This is a genomic window from Streptomyces sp. NBC_01446 (genome assembly GCF_026340095.1).
In the GTDB taxonomy this organism is placed as follows: Bacteria; Actinomycetota; Actinomycetes; order Streptomycetales; family Streptomycetaceae; genus Streptomyces; species Streptomyces aureus.
This window is the reverse complement of sequence record NZ_JAPEPO010000001.1, coordinates 1,344,149-1,360,111: the sequence shown is the minus strand read 5'-3', so window position 1 is coordinate 1,360,111 and position 15,963 is coordinate 1,344,149. Positions and strand designations below refer to the sequence as shown.

The following is a 15,963-nucleotide window of genomic DNA, read 5'->3' as shown; positions in this document are numbered from 1 at the left end:
AAAATTCCCGTGAAACGGCGGTGAGCCCGGGTCGGTTGCCAAATGCCGGTGCAATCCAGGCGCTGCATTATGCGTCTGATGCATAGCCGCAGCGAAATTCCTGAGCCTCTCCTTCCGGTCGGGCCTTCCAAAGCGAAGACCCCTCGATGTGCCGCTGTCCGATCGGACAGCGGCACATCGAGGGGGAGCGCCTTTCAGGAGGCGGAGGGGCCGTCCATGTCCACGAACCCGCCTTGCAGGAAGATCAGCGGTGGGTTCGAGGCACGCAGTTCCATCGACTCGACGCGGCCGACCACCTGGTAGTGGTCGCCGATCAGGTCGATCTTGGCCCGGCTGCACTCCAGGGTCACGATGGCCTCCGAAAGGAGCGGGACACCCAGGTCGGACGTGTGCCAGTCCACGCCCACGAACCGGTCCTCGGAGCGGCGGGAGAACGCCCTGCACAGTTCGCTCTGGGCATGCCCCAGGATGCTCACGCCGAAGTGGTCGGCCGCGTACAGGTGAGGCCAGGTGGATGATGCCTGGTCGACGAAGAAGGCGACCAGTGGTGGGTCGAGGGAGACGGAGGTGAACGATCCGACGGTCATGCCCACCGGCCGTCCCGAGCGGCCGGTGGCGGTCACCACGGCCACGCTGGTGGGGACATGCCCGAGGACACGCCGGTAGACCGCCGCGTCGTGGATCGCCGCACGGCCGCCTTCGATGTGGGAGTTGTCGGTCATGGTCGGCATGTCACAGCTCGATCAGGTGGTCGTGGTTGCCCAGCAGTATCCGGCCGTAGGCCTCGCGGCCGATGCCCGACGTGACGTGCGCGTGCCTGTTCGCGATCTCCGAGTCACGCCAGATCCGGCTGAGGACATTGCTCTCCGCGAACGAACCGGAGCCGTTGGCCGTCAGAAGGAGACCGATCGACTCCTTGCACAGGTCCGCGATGACACCCGTGTCGTTGCGGATCCTGGCGCGTGTCTCCACGTCCGGCCGCCGGCGCTCGGCACTCGCGGTGTCGATGTCGTGCGCGACACGCCGCATGGCCAGTTCAGCGAGGTGGAGCTTGGTCGCCGCATCGGCCACGTTGAGCTGGTGGGTGGGGGACAGGCGGGCCTGGCGGTAGGCCGTGTTCGTCACCCGCTTGTCGCCCAGCTTGGCGCGGGTGATCTCCAGCGCGTGGCGGGCCAACCCGAGCTGGGGAGCGGCGAGGATGACAGACACGAGCGAGCTGAACGGCCAGCCGGCGACCCGGTCCTCCTTGTGCGAGGTCAGCCATTCTCCGTCGAGCATGTTGTGCATGGGCTGGATTCGGTGGTCCGGGACGAACTGGTTGTCGACGACCACGGTGTCGCTGCCCGTTCCCGTGAGGCCGGTGACGAACCAGGAGGGCTCGATCCGGCAGGCGTCACGGGGGAAGAGCGCCATGGAGACCGGGTTCTCGTCGGGATTCTCGCGCGGGATGAGGAGACCCAGGGTGAGCCAGTCCGCGGCGAAGGAACCTGAGGAATACGGCCAGCGGCCGCTCACCAGGTAGCCGCCCTCCACAACACGCTCGACCTGCGTGGTGGGGGCGAACGTGCCCGAGACGCGGGCACGCGGGTTCGCACCGAAGATGTCGTGCTGGGCCTGGTCGGGGAAGGTGGACACATAGCCGGCGGCCGACGAGAGCAGTGTGGTCACCCAGCCGGTGGAGCCGTCTCCGCGCGACACCTCCGCGAGCGTCTCGAAGATTGTCGCTGCCGAAGCCTCAAGACCGCCCAAACGCGCCGGCAGGAAGAGCCGGAAGAGGTCGGCCCTGTCCAGCTCCTTGATTACCTCGGGCGCAACCCGGCGGCCCTCGGCGCCCTGGTTCGCGTACTCGCGGATCATCGGGACCAGCGCCGTCGCGCGGGAGACGATCTCCGGATTCGGCTCAACGGCCAGGAACGATCCGGGAATTGACTGTGTCACGGCTTCCTCCACAGGGTGCGGAAATGCAGATGTCCGGGTAACACCGGTCACCCCCAGCAGCATGCGGAGTCACGGCGAGCGGGAATAGGCACAGGAAGTTCATGATGGCCATGCGATACGCGCATGAGTGTTTCCGACGGCCGCAAATCCGGCGGCCATGGATGTCATACGGAAAATGCATTGCTGGGCGAATTTTTTCGTCATTGATGTGCGTGATCGCTGTAGGACACGCTGGGGGCCGCGGGTCGTACGGACCTGTGCGGCTGCTCATGGCTCGCAGCCGGCGGAACGTCCTGGAGGAGTCCGGTGCTGTCAGCGCAGGAGACGGAAAAGAAGGTGGCCGTGGTGACCGGCGGCGCTGAGGGCCTGGGCGCGGAGATCGCGCACCAACTAGCTGGCGAGGAATTCGAGTTGGCACTTCTCGACCTCAACGGCGAGGGCCTGGAGTCCACGGCCGCCGCGATCCGCGCCGCGTTCCCCGCGGTCCGGGTGCTCACCGTCAAGGCGGACCTGGCGGACGCCACGCTCGTCTCGGACGCCTTCGCCGAGATCGAGAGCCACTTCGGCCGGGTCGACGCGCTTGTGAACACCGCGGGCGGCAGCGGAACGGAGCCCGCCCACGACATCGAGGACATCGCTCCCGAGATGTGGTCGCGGGTCCTGAACGCCAATGTGACCAGCGCGTTCCTGTGCAGCCGGATGGCGGTGCCGTTGATGCGCCGGAACGGCTTCGGGCGCATCGTCAACTTCTCCTCGGCGGTGGCCAACGGGCTCTCCGGACCGTCCGGCACCGTGGGTGCGCGACTGCCGTACGCCGCGTCGAAGGCTGCGGTCATCGGGCTCACCAAGCAGCTCGCGAAGGACCTGGGCAGCGTCGGCATCACGGTCAACGTCGTCTCGCCCGGACTGATCCTGCCGGAGCAGGGCCGGGTGCGGCGGGTGTTCGAGGCGCTGCCCGAGGAGGCGCAGGTGGCCACCCGTGCGGCGATCCCGGCGGGGCGTACGGGCACCGGTGCAGAGATCGCCGCCGCCGTCGCCTACCTCGTCTCCGATGAGGCGGGGTTCACCTCCGGTTGTGTCCTCAATGTCGATGGTGCCGCGTAAGCCAGGAGGAATGAAGATGCTGAACCATCCACTGGTACTGATCCCCGCGCTGGGTGCGGACGAGCGCCTGTGGCAGCCCGTAGTCGAGCGGCTGTCCGCACATGTCGAGTGCCGGGTGATCCGGGGCGAGGGTGCCTCGATCAAGGCGATGGCCGACTCGGTCCTGGAGAAGGCGCCGGAGAAGTTCAACCTCGCCGGCATCTCGATGGGCGGGTACGTCTCGCTCGACGTCGTGCTGCGAGGCACTGGCCGGGTCCAGGGCCTCGCCTTGCTCAACACCTCCGCGATTGCCGCGGAGCCGCAACGCCGGGACAACTCGCTCAGGGCCATCGGTCTGGCGGAGTCCGGTGATTTCGAGAAGGCCGCCGACATCATCGCGGGCGCCGTGGCGCTGGCCCGGCCCGACATCACCGCGCTCGCGGGAAAGATGGTCCGCGCCCTGGGTGTGGAGGTCTTCAAGGACCAGCAGCGGGCGGTCGCCGAGCGGTACGACCGACGCCAGGAACTGTCGGCGATCTCCGTGTCGACGATGGTCCTGGTGGGCGACAACGACGCGATCACGCCGCCGAGCCTGGGCCACGCGCTCGCCTCAGGGATCTCCGGCGCGCGGCTGGTGACGCTGGAGGACGTAGGGCACTTCTCCGCCCTCGAGGATCCCGACGGGGTCGCCTCAGCTCTGCTCGGATGGCTGCCGCGGACCAAGGAAGCGTGAACCGATGAAGTTTGTCCACGAGACGCTGCCGCAGCGCGTGGTCTTCGCCTCCGGCGAGGCCCCGTCGGCCGTGGCGGCCGAGGTCGAGGCGCTCGGTGGCGCCAAGGTGATGCTGATCGCCTCGGAGCGGGAGGCGGCTCTGGCCGCCCCGATCGCCGCGGCGGTTCCGGTCGCACTGCTTCACGAAGAGGTCGTGATGCATGTGCCGGTCGAGGTGGCCGCCCGAGCCCGGGAGGCTGCCGCCTCCTGCGGCGCGGATGTGATCGTCACGGTAGGAGGCGGCTCGACCACCGGACTCGGCAAGGCGGTCGCCCTGACCACCGGCCTGCCGGTCGTCGCCGTGCCGACGACGTACGCCGGCAGCGAGGCGACCGATGTGTGGGGCCTGACCGAGGATGGGACCAAGCGCACCGGAGCCGATCCGAAGGTGCTGCCGCGCTCGGTCGTCTACGACGCTTGCCTGCTGACCACGTTGCCCGGCGAGATGGCCGTTTCCAGCGGTCTGAACGCGCTGGCCCATTGCGTGGACTCGATGTGGGGTCCACGCGCTGATCCGATCGACCGGGCGCTGGCCGAGGAGGGCATCCGCGGCCTGGCCGAAGGGCTGCAGCAGGTGGCGGATGCCCCGGCCTCCCTCGAGGGAATCGAGAAGACGCTGTACGGCGCGTACCTGGCGGCGGTCGCGTTCGCCTCCGCCGGCTCGGGCATGCACCACAAGATTTGCCATGTGCTCGGCGGCATGTTCGACCTGCCGCACGCGCAGACCCATGCGGTCGTGCTTCCGTACGTGCTGGCCTTCAACGCACCCCACGCACCCGAGGCCGAGGCCCGGATCGCCCGGGCGTTCGGCTCGGCAACGGCGTCCGATGGGCTGGCAGCCCTGCGTGAAGTCCTGGGCGCGCCAAGGGCGTTGAAGGATCACGGCATGCCCGCCGACGGCATCGCCAAGGCCGTCGGCCCCATTGTGAAGGCCGTTCCGGCCAACAACCCCGCGCCGGTGACTCCGGCGAGCATCACCGCCCTGTTGCAGTCTGCATGGTCCGGACAGGGGCCGGTATGAACGACAACCGCGAGGCCTCGGTTACCGAGACATCAAGCGCTTCCGGCACGGAACAGGCCCGCCGGGAGGCGGAGTTGACCGAGCGGGTGGTGCGCTCCTTCGACAACTGCGTGGATCCGCGGCTCAAGGAGCTCATTACCACGCTCGTCAGGCACGTCCACGCCTTCATCCAAGAGACACGTTTGACCGAGGCCGAATGGAACAAGGCGATCGAGTTCCTCACCGCCACCGGCCACATCACCGATGACAAACGGCAGGAGTTCATCCTGCTTTCCGACGTTCTCGGCGCCTCGATGCAGACCATCACCGTCAACAACGAGGTGTACGGGAACGCCACCGAGGCGACCGTGTGGGGCCCGTTCTTCGTCGAAGGCTCGCCGGAGATCCCGCTTGGCGGCGACATGTCGTTCGGCGCGGCCGGGCAGCCGTGCTGGGTCGAGGGCACCGTCACCGACACCGACGGCAACCCGGTTCCCGGGGCACTGGTCGAGGTGTGGGAGGCCGACGAGGACGGCCTGTACGACTTGCAGTACACGGACGACCGCACCGCCGCACGCGCCCACTTCCGCACCGACGTCCGGGGTTCCTACCGCTTCTGGGGCATCACGCCGACCCCCTACCCGATCCCGCACGACGGCCCTGTCGGACGGCTGCTGCAGGCCGTCGGCCGGTCCCCGATGCGCGCTTCCCACCTGCACTTCCTCGTTCGCGCACCCGGTCACCGTGAGCTGGTCACGCACATCTTCGTGCGCGGTGACGAACTCCTCGACACGGACAGCGTCTTCGGCGTGAAGGAGTCGCTGGTCAAGGACTTCGAGGAACAGCCGGCCGGAACACTCACGCCGGACGGCCAGGTCGTCGACGGCACTTGGTCGAAGGTCCGCTTCGACATCGTGCTCGCGTCGGCCGAGGCCTGAGCAAGTGATCCGCCCGAGGCCGGCACCCCGGGCACGAACGAAATGACAAAGGAGTCCCTTGCCATGATCAAAGTGAAGGTCGATTTCGACCGGTGCGACGCCAACGGCACGTGTGCCGCACTGATGCCGGACGTATTCCGCATCGGTGACGATGGCCTGCTCGAGCAGCTCAGGACCGAGGTGGACCCCGGGCGTGAGGCCGAGCTCGAAGAGGTCATCGTGTGCTGCCCCGTCGGCGCGATCGCCCGCGGGTGACCCCCATGAACGAGATAGCGACCTTTGATCCGTTCTCGCCCGACGCCGGCACGCACCAGGGCGGTGCGCTCGACGGACACGCCCTTGTGCAGGGCGACTACGGCACCGCCGTCCTTGGCTACGACCTGGCCTCCAAGGTGCTGCGCGACAAGCGGTTCCAGAACTCCGCGCTGCGGCTGATGGAGGAGTTCGGCATCACCTCCGGCCCGGTCCACGACTTCCGGGCCCGCAGCATCATCATGCTGGAGGGCGACCGGCACCTTCGCCTGCGTCTGCCGCTCGCCCGCTTCATGAGCCCGGTGACGGTGAAGAACACACGCGACGTGCTCCGCCGGATCGTGGAGTCGATCAACGCCGATCTCGACGACTCGGCGCCCGTCGACTTCTACCGGGGCGTCGCCCAGCGCATCCCGTCGCTGGTCTACTGTCACCTCGCGGGCGCGCCCGCGAGCGACGCACCCCAGGTGCAAAGCCTGTCCGAGCGCACTCTGTCACTGCTCACCAGGGACCGCAGTCTGACCCCGGTGATCGTGGAGGCCTACGACGAGCTCTTCGCCTACCTCGCCGGCCTCATCGCCAGGAAGCGCGCCGAGGGGCTGGGCGATGACATGCTGTCGTACCTCATCTCCCTCGGCGACGAAGGCAAGCTGACCGAGCAGGAGGTCCTGGCCGAGGCGACCTCGATGCTCGAGGCGAGCTCCGTCAACACCGCGCACCAGGCCGGCCTGGTCGTCTGGACCCTGCTCCGTGATCGGGAGGCCTGGCAGCGGATCGTTGCCGATCCGGAGCTGATCCCCGCGGCGGTCGTCGAGAGCCTGCGGCTCTTCCCACGCACCGGCGTGGTGAGCAAGATCGCCGTCGAGGACGTCGAGCTTGAGGGCACCGTCATCCCCAAGGGGAGCGACGTGCACGTGGCGGTCTGGTCGGCCAACCGCGACCCGGAGAAGTTCGAGCACTCCGAGGAGTTCGACCTCGATCGGGAGCGCAACCAGCCGCTCACCTTCAGCACCGGTTCCCACAACTGCCTGGGGCAGGGGCTGGCCAAGGCCGAGATCGAGGAGGTGGTGCGCCACCTGGCCGAGCATTACCCGGGCGCCCGGGTCGTCGAGGACGCCACACGGATCGACCAGGCGGGCGGCCGGTGGCTTATCGGCAAACTCACCGTCGACCTGAAGCCGTGAGGGGGCCAGGCAAATGACCAGTAGCACACCCTCGTTGACGGAGACGCTCGCAGCTCACTGGGCGGGCATCGCCTTCCAAGACTTGCCCGAGGACGTGGTCGCGGGAGTCAAGGACCACATCCTTGACACGCTCGCCGTCGCGATGCTCGGCGCGACCACCGCCGAGGCGACCAGCGTGATCGACGCGCTGGCGGGGATCCAGGACACCGCGTCGGGCAGCCTCGTGTGGGGCACGCGCCTCAGGCTCACCCCTGCCCAGGCCGCCCTCGCCAACGGCATGTCGGCGCATGCCCGCGACTTCGACGACGGAGGCGGCCCCGGGCACGCCGGTTCGACCGTGCTGCCGGCCGTGATCGCCACGGCCGAGGCGGCGGGTGGCTCAGGGCGTGACCTCATCACGGCCACCGTCGCCGGATACGACATCGGCTACCGAGCCCTGGGGGCCCTGGGCGGCTTCGCCGCGCACACCGACCGCGGCTGGCACTCCAGCGGCACGATGGGCAGCATCGCCGCGGCCGCCGCGGCCGCGAAGTCCCTTGGCCTCGACGCGGAGCGGTTCGCCGACGCGCTCGGCATCGCCGGCTCGTTCACGGGCGGCGTGTGGGCCTTCAAGGACGACGGAGCCATGACCAAGCGACTCCACCCCGGGAAGGCCGGCGAGACGGGCGTGGACGCGGCCGTCCTCGCCCGTGGGGGACTCACCGGTCCGCGTCGGCTCTTCGAGGCGAAGTGGGGCGGACTGTTCGCCACCTACAACGGTGGGGAGGGGTCTGCCGATGCGGCGCTGAAGGACCTGGGCACCGACTTCAATGTCGCGAGCTCCTACCTCAAGCCGTACGCGTGCTGCCGAGGCTGCCATTCGGCCATCGACACGGTGATGGACCTGCTGGCCTCGCGCCCGATCCAGGCGGAGGACGTACGGAGCCTGCGCATCACCGCAGGGGAGACGGCGATCAACATGCTGTCCGTCGACCCCGTGGAGACCTTGTTCGACGCGCAGTTCAGCCTCCCGTACTCGGTCGCCCTGGCGCTGTGCGGTGGTCGGCTCGGCCTGGACGAGTACGAGCCGCCCCGCGTTCACGAGCCGCGTGTCAGGGAGACGATGAGCAAGATTTCCATGCACGCCGACCCGGGCATCCAGCTCGAGGACGGCCCCCGCTTCGATATCGAGCTCATCGACGGCGAGGTGCTCACCCTGGAGGCGGGCAACCCGACCACGGCGAAGGGCTCGGCGCAGAACCCGATGTCCCACGAGGAAGTTGTGGCCAAGGCGCGGGCCCTGGTCGAGCCGCTCGGCGCTGGGGCCGCCGCCGAACTCGTCGACGCGGTGGAGCATCTGGAGGACGCGCCCGATCTCTCGGAGCTCCTGCACTCCCTGCGTGCACGGGCATGAACAGACGCGCATGGGAATGAATGGAACGGATGACATGACGAATCAGGAAACGGTCGAGCGCACCGAGGTGATCGCCGCCGAGCCGGCCGAAGCGCTGGCAGCGATGCTCGATCTCGACATCCCCCACAAGGCCGGGGACCGCGTGCTGCCCTTGTGGCACTGGAGCTACCTGCTCGAGCGCAGCCGCGAGAGCGAACTGGGTGAGGACGGGCACCCCGTTGTGGGCATCCCGGCGCCCCCGGGTCCGGGCCGCCGGCGCATGTTCGGCGGCGGGCGGGTCACGACGCACGGGCTCCTCGAGATCGGCAAGCCGGCGACCAAGGTGACCTTCGTCGCCCGGTCCGTCGACAAGCAGGGACGTACCGGTCTTCTGACCCTCACGACGGTCGCTCAGGAGATCTTTCAGGACGGGCGGTTGGTGATCCGCGAGGAGCAGGACATCGTCTACCGCGCCCCGGGTTCGAGCGCCTTGCCGGTACCCCCGGCGCCGCCCGAGCCCCCGGCCGGCCCGCAGCTTCGGCTCTCCGCGGACGAGCGAATGCTGTTCCGGTTCTCGGCGCTGACGTACAACGCCCACCGGATCCACTACGACCTGGACTGGTGCCGCAATGAAGGCTACGACGGGCTGGTGATCCACGGCCCGCTCCTCGCCTTCATGATGGGCGAGCACATGCGCCGCGAGGGCATCGACCTGATCGGCAGGACCTTCGGCTACCGCCTGGTCTCGCCGATGACCAAGGCGCAGACCTTCTCGGTCGTGCCGGGCCCGGACGGCCTCGCTCAGGGCGCCGAGGCACGCAGCGCCGCCGGGACGGTGTGCGCCGTGAGCACCCTGACGGAGGCGTGAGACCCATGACCGTGCGTAGATCCGACATCGTGGTCGTCGGCGGATCCGTCGCCGCTCTTCGCGCCGCGGAGACCGTCTCCCGCCAGGCACCGCATCTCAGCCTCATGGTGGTCAGCGACGAGGTTCATCCGCCGCACGAGCGTCCGCCCTTGTCCAAGGTGGGGCTGGAGGAACCCTTCGACCGCGAGGCGCTGACCTACCCGGCGGTGGCAAGCCTGCGTGAGCAGGGCGTTACCTTCGCGCTCAACACCCGGGCCGAGGGCCTTGACGTGGCGAACCGCCGGCTGCTGACCACGGTCGGTTCCCTGGAATACGGCGCTCTGGTGGCAGCCACAGGTTGCGAGCCGTTCGTTCCGCCGGTGTTCGCCGGTCAGCCAGACGTGTTCACGCTGCGCCGCTATGAGGACGCCGTCGGGCTGCGCGCGGCGGTGTCGCGGCCGGGTGCGCACGTCGCTGTCATCGGCGCGGGATTCATCGGCGGGGAGTTCGCGGCCACCCTGGCCAAGGCCGGCCGCCGGGTCACCGTGGTCGACCTGGCGGACAGGCCGCTGGGCCGGTTCGGCGACGCTGTCGCGCGGGAGTACCAGGCCTTGCACCGGGCCGCCGGTGTTCAGCTACGATTCGGCGCGGCCGTTACCGGACTCGGCGAGGACGGGGGGCGGCGGTTCCTTCTGCTCGACGACGATTCGCGGGTGCCGGCGGACGTCATCCTGGTCGGGGTCGGCGTACGGCCGTCGACGGCCTGGCTGGAGGAGTCCGGCGTGCTGCTCGACAACGGCATCGTCTGCGACGCGACGCTCAAGGCGGCCGAGCGGGTCTTCGCCGCCGGTGACGCCGTGCGCTGGCGCAATCCGCGGTGGGGCGCCACGATGCGGATCGAGCACTGGACCAACGCGGCCGAGCAGGGGCGCGTGGCCGGCATCAACGCCGTCAACGTCTTCGCTGGCGAGGACCCTGTCGTCTGCGGCAGCGTGCCCTATTTCTGGTCGGACCAGCACGGTGTCCGCATCCAGTTCGCCGGCTACCGCACCGGCACGGAGGAGATCGTCGAGGACCGGAACGCCGACGGGCTTCTCGTCGTCTACCGCATGGGCGATCTCGTCACGGGTGTGCTGGCCTTCGAACGCCGGGCCCAGTTCGTGAAGCTCCGCGCCATGCTACGCAACGAACTGCCGTGGCAGCAGGCCCGGACGGTCCTCACTTCCGGCCCGGCTCCGGTCGGCTGAGGAGGCCTCAGCCGGACGCCTCCGCCCCGTGATCTTGGCCGCCGAGTGAAGGTGGAGGCGTCCTCGGCATCGGCCTCGAGCGTCCGGCGAGTTTCACGGTCTCTGCAATTCTCCCGGCATCCGCAACAGCGCGGAAAGGTCGACGCTCCGAATTGCATGCGTGAAGTGAATCGCCTGGGCGAATAGGTGGCATTGGCGGTCGACCCAATTCTCGTTCATGGTGAAGTGCGGGATTCCTAAGCTGAAATCCCAGAAAAAATACGGAATTTGTGGAGGCTGACGGTGAGCGAAGAGCAACAGGTCGTGGTGGTCGGCGCTGGACCGACAGGGCTCCTGACCGCACTCGGCCTCGCCCAGCAGGGAATCGAGGTCACTGTTGTCGAACGTGCCCCCGGTCTTCAGGATGCGCCCCGGGCGATCGTCTATCACTGGTCGACCCTGGACGGCCTCGACCGGCTCGGCCTCTTCGAGGCGGCCAGGACGGCAGGCTTCTTCAAGCAGGATTACGCCTACCGCGTGCGCAGGACCGGCGAGATCGTCGAGTACGGACTCCAACCCCTCGCGGGCCGGGTCAAGCACCCGTACAACCTCCACCTCGGCCAGGGGGCACTCGCCCGCATCATCCTCGACGAGGTGGAGAAGTTCCCCAACGCCCGTGTCCTGTGGCGCCATGAGTTGATCGGCGTCTCCCAGGACGAGTCGGGCGCCGAACTGCGCCTGAGGTCGGACACCGGCGAGACCTCGCTCCGAGCGGCCTGGGTGGTGGGCGCGGACGGCGCACGCTCGGCAGTCCGTGGCGCGCTGGGACTCGGGTTCGACGGCATGACCTGGCCGGAACGGTTCGTGGCCGCCAACATCCGCTTCCCCGACGACCGGGAGGGCTGGGCCCAGTCGACGTTCTACGTCGACGAGAAGTACGGCGCCATCATCGCCAAGATCGACGAGTCCTGTGAGCACGGCCTGTGGCGCTACACCTACATGGAGGACGCAGCGCTCCCCGCCGAGACGGTGACCGAGCGCCTGCCGGGGTTCCTGGCGCAGGTCTTCGGCGAGGACGTCATGGAGAGGATCGAGCTGGATGCCATCTCCCCCTACCGGATGCACCAGCGCAGCGCGTCGACCTACCGCGCCGGCCGGGTGCTGCTGGCCGGCGACGCGGCGCACGCCACCAATCCTTGTGGCGGGCTCGGCCTGACCATGGGCCTCTTCGACGCGTACGCGCTGATCGAGACGCTCGGCGCGGTCGTCGTGAAGGGCGTCGACGACAGCGTCCTCACCCGCTACGCCGATGCCCGTCGCACGGCCTTCGTCGACAAGGCGAGCCCGCGCGCCACCTCCAACAAGCAGCTGATCTTCCACTCCGGCGACTCCGCCAAGCTCGACCAGGACCTGGAGATCTTCCGCCGGATGGGCCGCGAGCCCGAACTCGCCGCCGAGGTCCTGTACTTCACCAAAACGCTGGAAAGCCCCTCCCTTCTCGCCCGCTGAGCCCGCCCTCTATTCAGGAGTACGCGCATGCATCCCCTCCGAGGCCTGACCGTCGTCGCGCTCGAACAGGCGGTGGCGGCCCCGTTCGCCACGCGGCAGCTCGCCGATCTGGGCGCCCGGGTCATCAAGATCGAGCGGCCGGGAGTCGGTGACTTCGCCCGCGGCTACGACGAGACCGTGCGCGGTCTCGCCAGCCACTTCGTCTGGCTCAACCGCTCCAAGGAATCGGTCTGCCTCGACCTCAAGAGCGAGGACGGCCAGGCGGCCATCCGCGAACTGGTCCGCCATGCCGACGTCTTCATCCAGAACCTCGCGCCCGGCGCAGCGGAACGGCTCGGCCTGGGCGCCGCCGAACTGCGTGCCGAGAACCCGGGACTCATCCATGTGTCGGTCTCCGGATACGGCGCAGGAGGGCCGTACTCCGGCAAGAAGGCCTACGACCTCCTCGTGCAGTGCGAGGCGGGACTGGTCTCCATCACAGGCACCGAGGAGGAGCCTTCGAAGGTCGGCATCTCCATTGCGGACGTCGCGTCAGGCATGTACGCCTACACGGGCATTCTGACCGCGGTCATCCGCCGCGGGCAGACCGGGGAAGGCGCGACCATCGAGATCTCCATGCTCGAGGCGCTCGCCGAGTGGATGGCCTACCCGCTCAACTACGCCTCCTACGGCGGCACGGCGCCGGCTCGCACCGGGGCCCGCCACGCCGCCATCTCCCCGTACGGCCCCTTCCGCTGCGGGGACGGCAGCCTCGTCTTCCTCGGCCTGCAGAACGAACGCGAGTGGCGCGTGTTCTGCGAGAAGATCCTCGGCCGGCCCGAACTGGCCGAGGACCCGCGGTATCTCCGCAACTCCCTGCGCGTGGAGAACGCGGATGATCTGCGCGGCGAGATCGAGCGTGCCTTCCTCGGCAGCACCGCGGCCGACGTCGCCGCGAAGCTGGAGGAGGCGGGCATAGCCAACGCCCTGCTGCGGGACATGCACGGGCTCGCCGCCCACCCGCAACTGGAGGCCCGCGGCCGGTGGAAGACGTACGAGTCGCCCAAGGGAACCCTTCGGGCGCTGGTGCCGCCAGTCACCATGGACGGCCTCGAGCCGGTCATGGGGCCCGTTCCCGACGTCGGTGAGCACACCGCCACCGTGCTGTCCGAGTTCGGGATCACGGCCGCCGTCGAGCCGGTCCAGGCGTGAGAGGCAGCGAGATGACCGGACTGACTGCACCGGAGGCGAGCGACGTGCTGCGATCGGCCGTCTCTTTCCTGTTCGTGCCCGGCGATCGCCCCGAGCGGTTCGCCAAGGCGGCCGCGGCTGGGGCGGACGTCGTGGTCATCGATTTGGAGGACGCCGTCGCCGAGGGGCGCAGGGACAGCGCGCGCAAAGCAGTCGCGGAGTATCTGGCGGCTCGTGGCCGTGCCTGTGTACGGGTCAACCCGGTCACCAGTCCGCACCACCACCGCGACCTGGAAGCCCTCACCGACCTGCCCGGCCTGCTCGCGGTGATGCTCGCCAAGGCGGACACCCGTTCCTCGGCGGCATCGGTCGCGGGCCTCACCGACGTCCCGGTGATCCCCCTCATCGAGTCGGCGGAGGGAGTGGCGCACGCGTATGAACTGGCGGCCACCGCCGGTGTCGTCCGGCTGGCCTTCGGACACCTCGACTACGCCCTCGACATCGGGGCGGAGCCGACCGGGTCGGCGATGCTGCACGCCCGGTCGACATTGGTGCATGCCTCACGGCTGGCCGGTCTCCCGGGGCCGATCGACGGGGTGACCACCGCATTGGACGATGAACAGGCCCTGGCCGACGATCTGAGGTGCGCGCAGGAAGTCGGCCTCGCGGGCAAGCTTCTAATCCATCCGCGGCAGGTGGCAGGGGCCCATGCGGCGTTCCGGCCGAGCGCCGAGTCGCTCGACTGGGCGCGGAGCGTGCTGGCCGCCGTCGGCGAGGGCGAAGCGGTTCGCGTCGACGGGCATATGGTCGACGCCCCGGTCCTGGCCCGGGCCGAGGCGATCCTGCACAGGGCCGGACGAGACGGTCAGTAGGCCATGAGCAGGATCTGCTCCCGGTCGTACTCCAAGTGGGGGTGCGCCGCGCGCAGATGAGCCTGGACCCCGGCTACGAGGGCGTCGTTGTTGCTGCCCTCGAGCAGTTCGCCGCAGGGACACTCGAGGTATTTCCGTCGCTGCTTTTCCATGACATTCGACAATAGCGGCAGAAGCACGTGCAGGGGCGGGCCCCGGCTATTTTTCTCATGCGCGTTCAGCATCGCTGTACACACATTCCCGCTATTGTGAGGGCTTGACATTGGGTAGTAGGCCGTGCCCGAACGCGCGTGCATTTCTGTGTGCTGGAGAACTTCGCCGAGCATGTGCTGAGCTCGGCGCAGAAAACTCAGGACGCCGCGCGCGAGGCCACGATCCAGCGTCTCGTGGTCGGCGGAGCGAAGTATTTCCTCAACGGCATCTGTGACTGTAATCACCGCTCATATGTGGCCTGCGATTTATGGTCCGGCCGAGCGCGGGGATAACCTGCTGGATGGACATGCCGCGTGCCAGTCACGGTGTACGCCTTCCTGGTGAAAAATGCCGTCACAATTCCCCTCGCGGCACGCCTACGCATTAAATCAACTGCGAGATCACGGAAAAGGGACGGACGCGCGTGGACCTGTTCGAGTACCAGGCGAGGGACCTCTTCGCCAAGCACGGTGTACCGGTGCTGGCCGGTGAAGTCATCGACACGCCTGAGGCGGCCCGCGAGGCCACCGAGCGACTGGGCGGCAAGTCCGTCATCAAGGCGCAGGTGAAGGTCGGAGGCCGCGGCAAGGCCGGCGGCGTCAAGCTCGCCGCCACCCCGGACGAGGCCGTCGCCCGCGCGACGGACATCCTCGGCATGGACATCAAGGGCCACACGGTCCACAAGGTGATGATTACCGAGACCGCTCCGGAGATCCTCGAGGAGTACTACGTCTCGTACCTCCTCGACCGCACCAACCGCACCTTCCTCGCCATGGCGTCCGTCCAGGGCGGCGTGGAGATCGAGGTCGTCGCGGAGGAGAACCCCGACGCCCTCGCGAAGGTGCCGGTCGACGCCAACGAGGGTGTCTCCAAGGAGAAGGCCCAGGAGATCGTCGCCCAGGCGAAGTTCCCGGCCGAGGTCGCCGACCAGGTCGCCGACATCCTGGTGACGCTGTGGGACACCTTCATCAAGGAGGACGCCCTCCTCGTCGAGGTGAACCCGCTCGCCAAGGTCGCCTCCGGCAAGGTCATCGCCCTTGACGGCAAGGTCTCGCTCGACGAGAACGCGGACTTCCGCCAGCCCGACCACGAGGCGCTCGAGGACAAGGACGCAGCCAACCCGCTCGAGGCTGCCGCCAAGGCCAAGAACCTCAACTACGTCAAGCTGGACGGCGAGGTCGGCATCATCGGCAACGGCGCCGGCCTGGTCATGTCGACCCTGGACGTCGTCGCGTACGCCGGTGAGAACCACGGCAACGTGAAGCCGGCCAACTTCCTGGACATCGGTGGCGGCGCGTCCGCCCAGGTGATGGCGAACGGCCTGGAGATCATCCTCGGCGACCCGGACGTCAAGTCCGTCTTCGTCAACGTCTTCGGTGGCATCACCGCCTGCGACGAGGTCGCCAACGGCATCGTGCAGGCCCTGGCCCTTCTCGCCGACAAGGGCGAAGCGGTCACCAAGCCGCTGGTCGTGCGCCTCGACGGCAACAACGCGGAGCTCGGTCGCAAGATCCTGAGCGACGCCAACCACCCGCTCGTTCAGCGTGTGGACACCATGGACGGCGCGGCCGACAAGGCCGCCGAGCTCGCCGCGGCTGCGAAGTAAGG

The 15,963-nt window shown here is 68.5% G+C and carries 16 protein-coding genes; 13 read left to right on the top strand and 3 right to left on the bottom strand.

Features of this window, described 5'->3' with window-relative positions; genetic code table 11:
* Window positions 1–194: 194 nt before the first annotated feature.
* Both OG456_RS06090 and OG456_RS06085 read right to left on the bottom strand, forming a co-directional pair.
* Window positions 195–722, bottom strand: coding sequence for a flavin reductase family protein (locus OG456_RS06090; protein WP_266557947.1), 528 nt, complete (start codon window positions 720–722; stop codon window positions 195–197).
* 10 nt (window positions 723–732) lie between these two features.
* Window positions 733–1,938, bottom strand: coding sequence for an oxidoreductase (locus OG456_RS06085; RefSeq protein ID WP_266557945.1), 1,206 nt, complete (start codon window positions 1,936–1,938; stop codon window positions 733–735).
* 306 nt (window positions 1,939–2,244) lie between these two features.
* On the opposite strand from OG456_RS06085, the gene OG456_RS06080 reads away from it, so the two are divergent.
* From OG456_RS06080 to OG456_RS06025, 12 genes are all read left to right on the top strand, one after another.
* Window positions 2,245–3,042 (top strand): SDR family NAD(P)-dependent oxidoreductase, encoded by a 798-nt coding sequence (locus OG456_RS06080; RefSeq protein ID WP_266557943.1) that lies wholly within the window; start codon window positions 2,245–2,247, stop codon window positions 3,040–3,042.
* A gap of 16 nt (window positions 3,043–3,058) precedes the next feature.
* The gene (locus OG456_RS06075; RefSeq protein WP_266557941.1) at window positions 3,059–3,754 is read left to right on the top strand and encodes an alpha/beta fold hydrolase; all 696 of its coding nucleotides are present in this window, start codon (window positions 3,059–3,061) and stop codon (window positions 3,752–3,754) included.
* Window positions 3,755–3,758: 4 nt separating this feature from the next.
* Window positions 3,759–4,814, top strand: a complete 1,056-nt coding sequence (locus OG456_RS06070) for a maleylacetate reductase (protein ID WP_266557939.1) — start codon at window positions 3,759–3,761, stop codon at window positions 4,812–4,814.
* On the top strand, window positions 4,811–5,731 hold the full coding sequence (locus tag OG456_RS06065) for an intradiol ring-cleavage dioxygenase (protein WP_266557937.1): 921 nt from the start codon (window positions 4,811–4,813) through the stop codon (window positions 5,729–5,731). The genes OG456_RS06070 and OG456_RS06065 overlap by 4 nt, the downstream gene beginning before the upstream one ends.
* Before the next feature lie 63 nt (window positions 5,732–5,794).
* Entirely contained in the window at window positions 5,795–5,986 is a 192-nt protein-coding gene (locus OG456_RS06060; protein ID WP_266557935.1) for a ferredoxin, read from the top strand.
* 5 nt (window positions 5,987–5,991) lie between these two features.
* A complete protein-coding gene (locus OG456_RS06055; RefSeq protein ID WP_266557933.1) occupies window positions 5,992–7,167 on the top strand; it encodes a cytochrome P450 in 1,176 nt (391 codons plus the stop codon).
* Window positions 7,168–7,180: 13 nt separating this feature from the next.
* Window positions 7,181–8,560, top strand: a complete 1,380-nt coding sequence (locus OG456_RS06050) for an MmgE/PrpD family protein (protein WP_266557931.1) — start codon at window positions 7,181–7,183, stop codon at window positions 8,558–8,560.
* Between the two features lie 34 nt (window positions 8,561–8,594).
* Window positions 8,595–9,407 carry a mesaconyl-C4 CoA hydratase gene (locus tag OG456_RS06045; RefSeq protein WP_266557929.1) on the top strand — a complete coding sequence of 271 codons (813 nt, stop codon included), beginning with the start codon at window positions 8,595–8,597 and terminating at the stop codon, window positions 9,405–9,407.
* 5 nt (window positions 9,408–9,412) lie between these two features.
* The gene (locus OG456_RS06040) at window positions 9,413–10,633 is read left to right on the top strand and encodes an NAD(P)/FAD-dependent oxidoreductase (protein ID WP_266557927.1); all 1,221 of its coding nucleotides are present in this window, start codon (window positions 9,413–9,415) and stop codon (window positions 10,631–10,633) included.
* Between the two features lie 282 nt (window positions 10,634–10,915).
* Window positions 10,916–12,121, top strand: a complete 1,206-nt coding sequence (locus tag OG456_RS06035; RefSeq protein ID WP_266557925.1) for an NAD(P)/FAD-dependent oxidoreductase — start codon at window positions 10,916–10,918, stop codon at window positions 12,119–12,121.
* Between the two features lie 27 nt (window positions 12,122–12,148).
* Window positions 12,149–13,312: a CaiB/BaiF CoA-transferase family protein gene (locus OG456_RS06030; protein ID WP_266557923.1), complete on the top strand. Its 1,164-nt coding sequence runs from the start codon at window positions 12,149–12,151 to the stop codon at window positions 13,310–13,312.
* 11 nt (window positions 13,313–13,323) lie between these two features.
* Window positions 13,324–14,163 carry a CoA ester lyase gene (locus tag OG456_RS06025; RefSeq protein WP_266557921.1) on the top strand — a complete coding sequence of 280 codons (840 nt, stop codon included), beginning with the start codon at window positions 13,324–13,326 and terminating at the stop codon, window positions 14,161–14,163.
* Here OG456_RS06025 and OG456_RS06020 read toward each other — a convergent pair.
* Window positions 14,157–14,315: a hypothetical protein gene (locus OG456_RS06020; RefSeq protein ID WP_266557919.1), complete on the bottom strand. Its 159-nt coding sequence runs from the start codon at window positions 14,313–14,315 to the stop codon at window positions 14,157–14,159. The two genes, OG456_RS06025 and OG456_RS06020, sit on opposite strands and share 7 nt — an antisense overlap.
* A gap of 464 nt (window positions 14,316–14,779) precedes the next feature.
* Between OG456_RS06020 and sucC the strand changes: the two genes are divergently transcribed.
* Window positions 14,780–15,961 (top strand): ADP-forming succinate--CoA ligase subunit beta, encoded by a 1,182-nt coding sequence (gene sucC, locus OG456_RS06015; protein ID WP_266557917.1) that lies wholly within the window; start codon window positions 14,780–14,782, stop codon window positions 15,959–15,961.
* The last annotated feature ends 2 nt before the right edge of the window (window positions 15,962–15,963 follow it).

Excerpts from the sequence above, each read along its gene's own strand:
- OG456_RS06090 (WP_266557947.1), bottom strand. The coding sequence starts at position 722 with ATGACCGACAACTCCCACATCGAAGGCGGCCGTGCGGCGATCCACGAC.
- OG456_RS06075 (WP_266557941.1), top strand. The coding sequence starts at position 3,059 with ATGCTGAACCATCCACTGGTACTGATCCCCGCGCTGGGTGCGGACGAG.
- OG456_RS06070 (WP_266557939.1), top strand. The coding sequence starts at position 3,759 with ATGAAGTTTGTCCACGAGACGCTGCCGCAGCGCGTGGTCTTCGCCTCC.
- OG456_RS06065 (WP_266557937.1), top strand. The coding sequence starts at position 4,811 with ATGAACGACAACCGCGAGGCCTCGGTTACCGAGACATCAAGCGCTTCC.
- OG456_RS06060 (WP_266557935.1), top strand. The coding sequence starts at position 5,795 with ATGATCAAAGTGAAGGTCGATTTCGACCGGTGCGACGCCAACGGCACG.
- OG456_RS06055 (WP_266557933.1), top strand. The coding sequence starts at position 5,992 with ATGAACGAGATAGCGACCTTTGATCCGTTCTCGCCCGACGCCGGCACG.
- OG456_RS06050 (WP_266557931.1), top strand. The coding sequence starts at position 7,181 with ATGACCAGTAGCACACCCTCGTTGACGGAGACGCTCGCAGCTCACTGG.
- OG456_RS06045 (WP_266557929.1), top strand. The coding sequence starts at position 8,595 with ATGACGAATCAGGAAACGGTCGAGCGCACCGAGGTGATCGCCGCCGAG.
- OG456_RS06040 (WP_266557927.1), top strand. The coding sequence starts at position 9,413 with ATGACCGTGCGTAGATCCGACATCGTGGTCGTCGGCGGATCCGTCGCC.
- OG456_RS06030 (WP_266557923.1), top strand. The coding sequence starts at position 12,149 with ATGCATCCCCTCCGAGGCCTGACCGTCGTCGCGCTCGAACAGGCGGTG.
- OG456_RS06025 (WP_266557921.1), top strand. The coding sequence starts at position 13,324 with ATGACCGGACTGACTGCACCGGAGGCGAGCGACGTGCTGCGATCGGCC.
- OG456_RS06020 (WP_266557919.1), bottom strand. The coding sequence starts at position 14,315 with ATGGAAAAGCAGCGACGGAAATACCTCGAGTGTCCCTGCGGCGAACTG.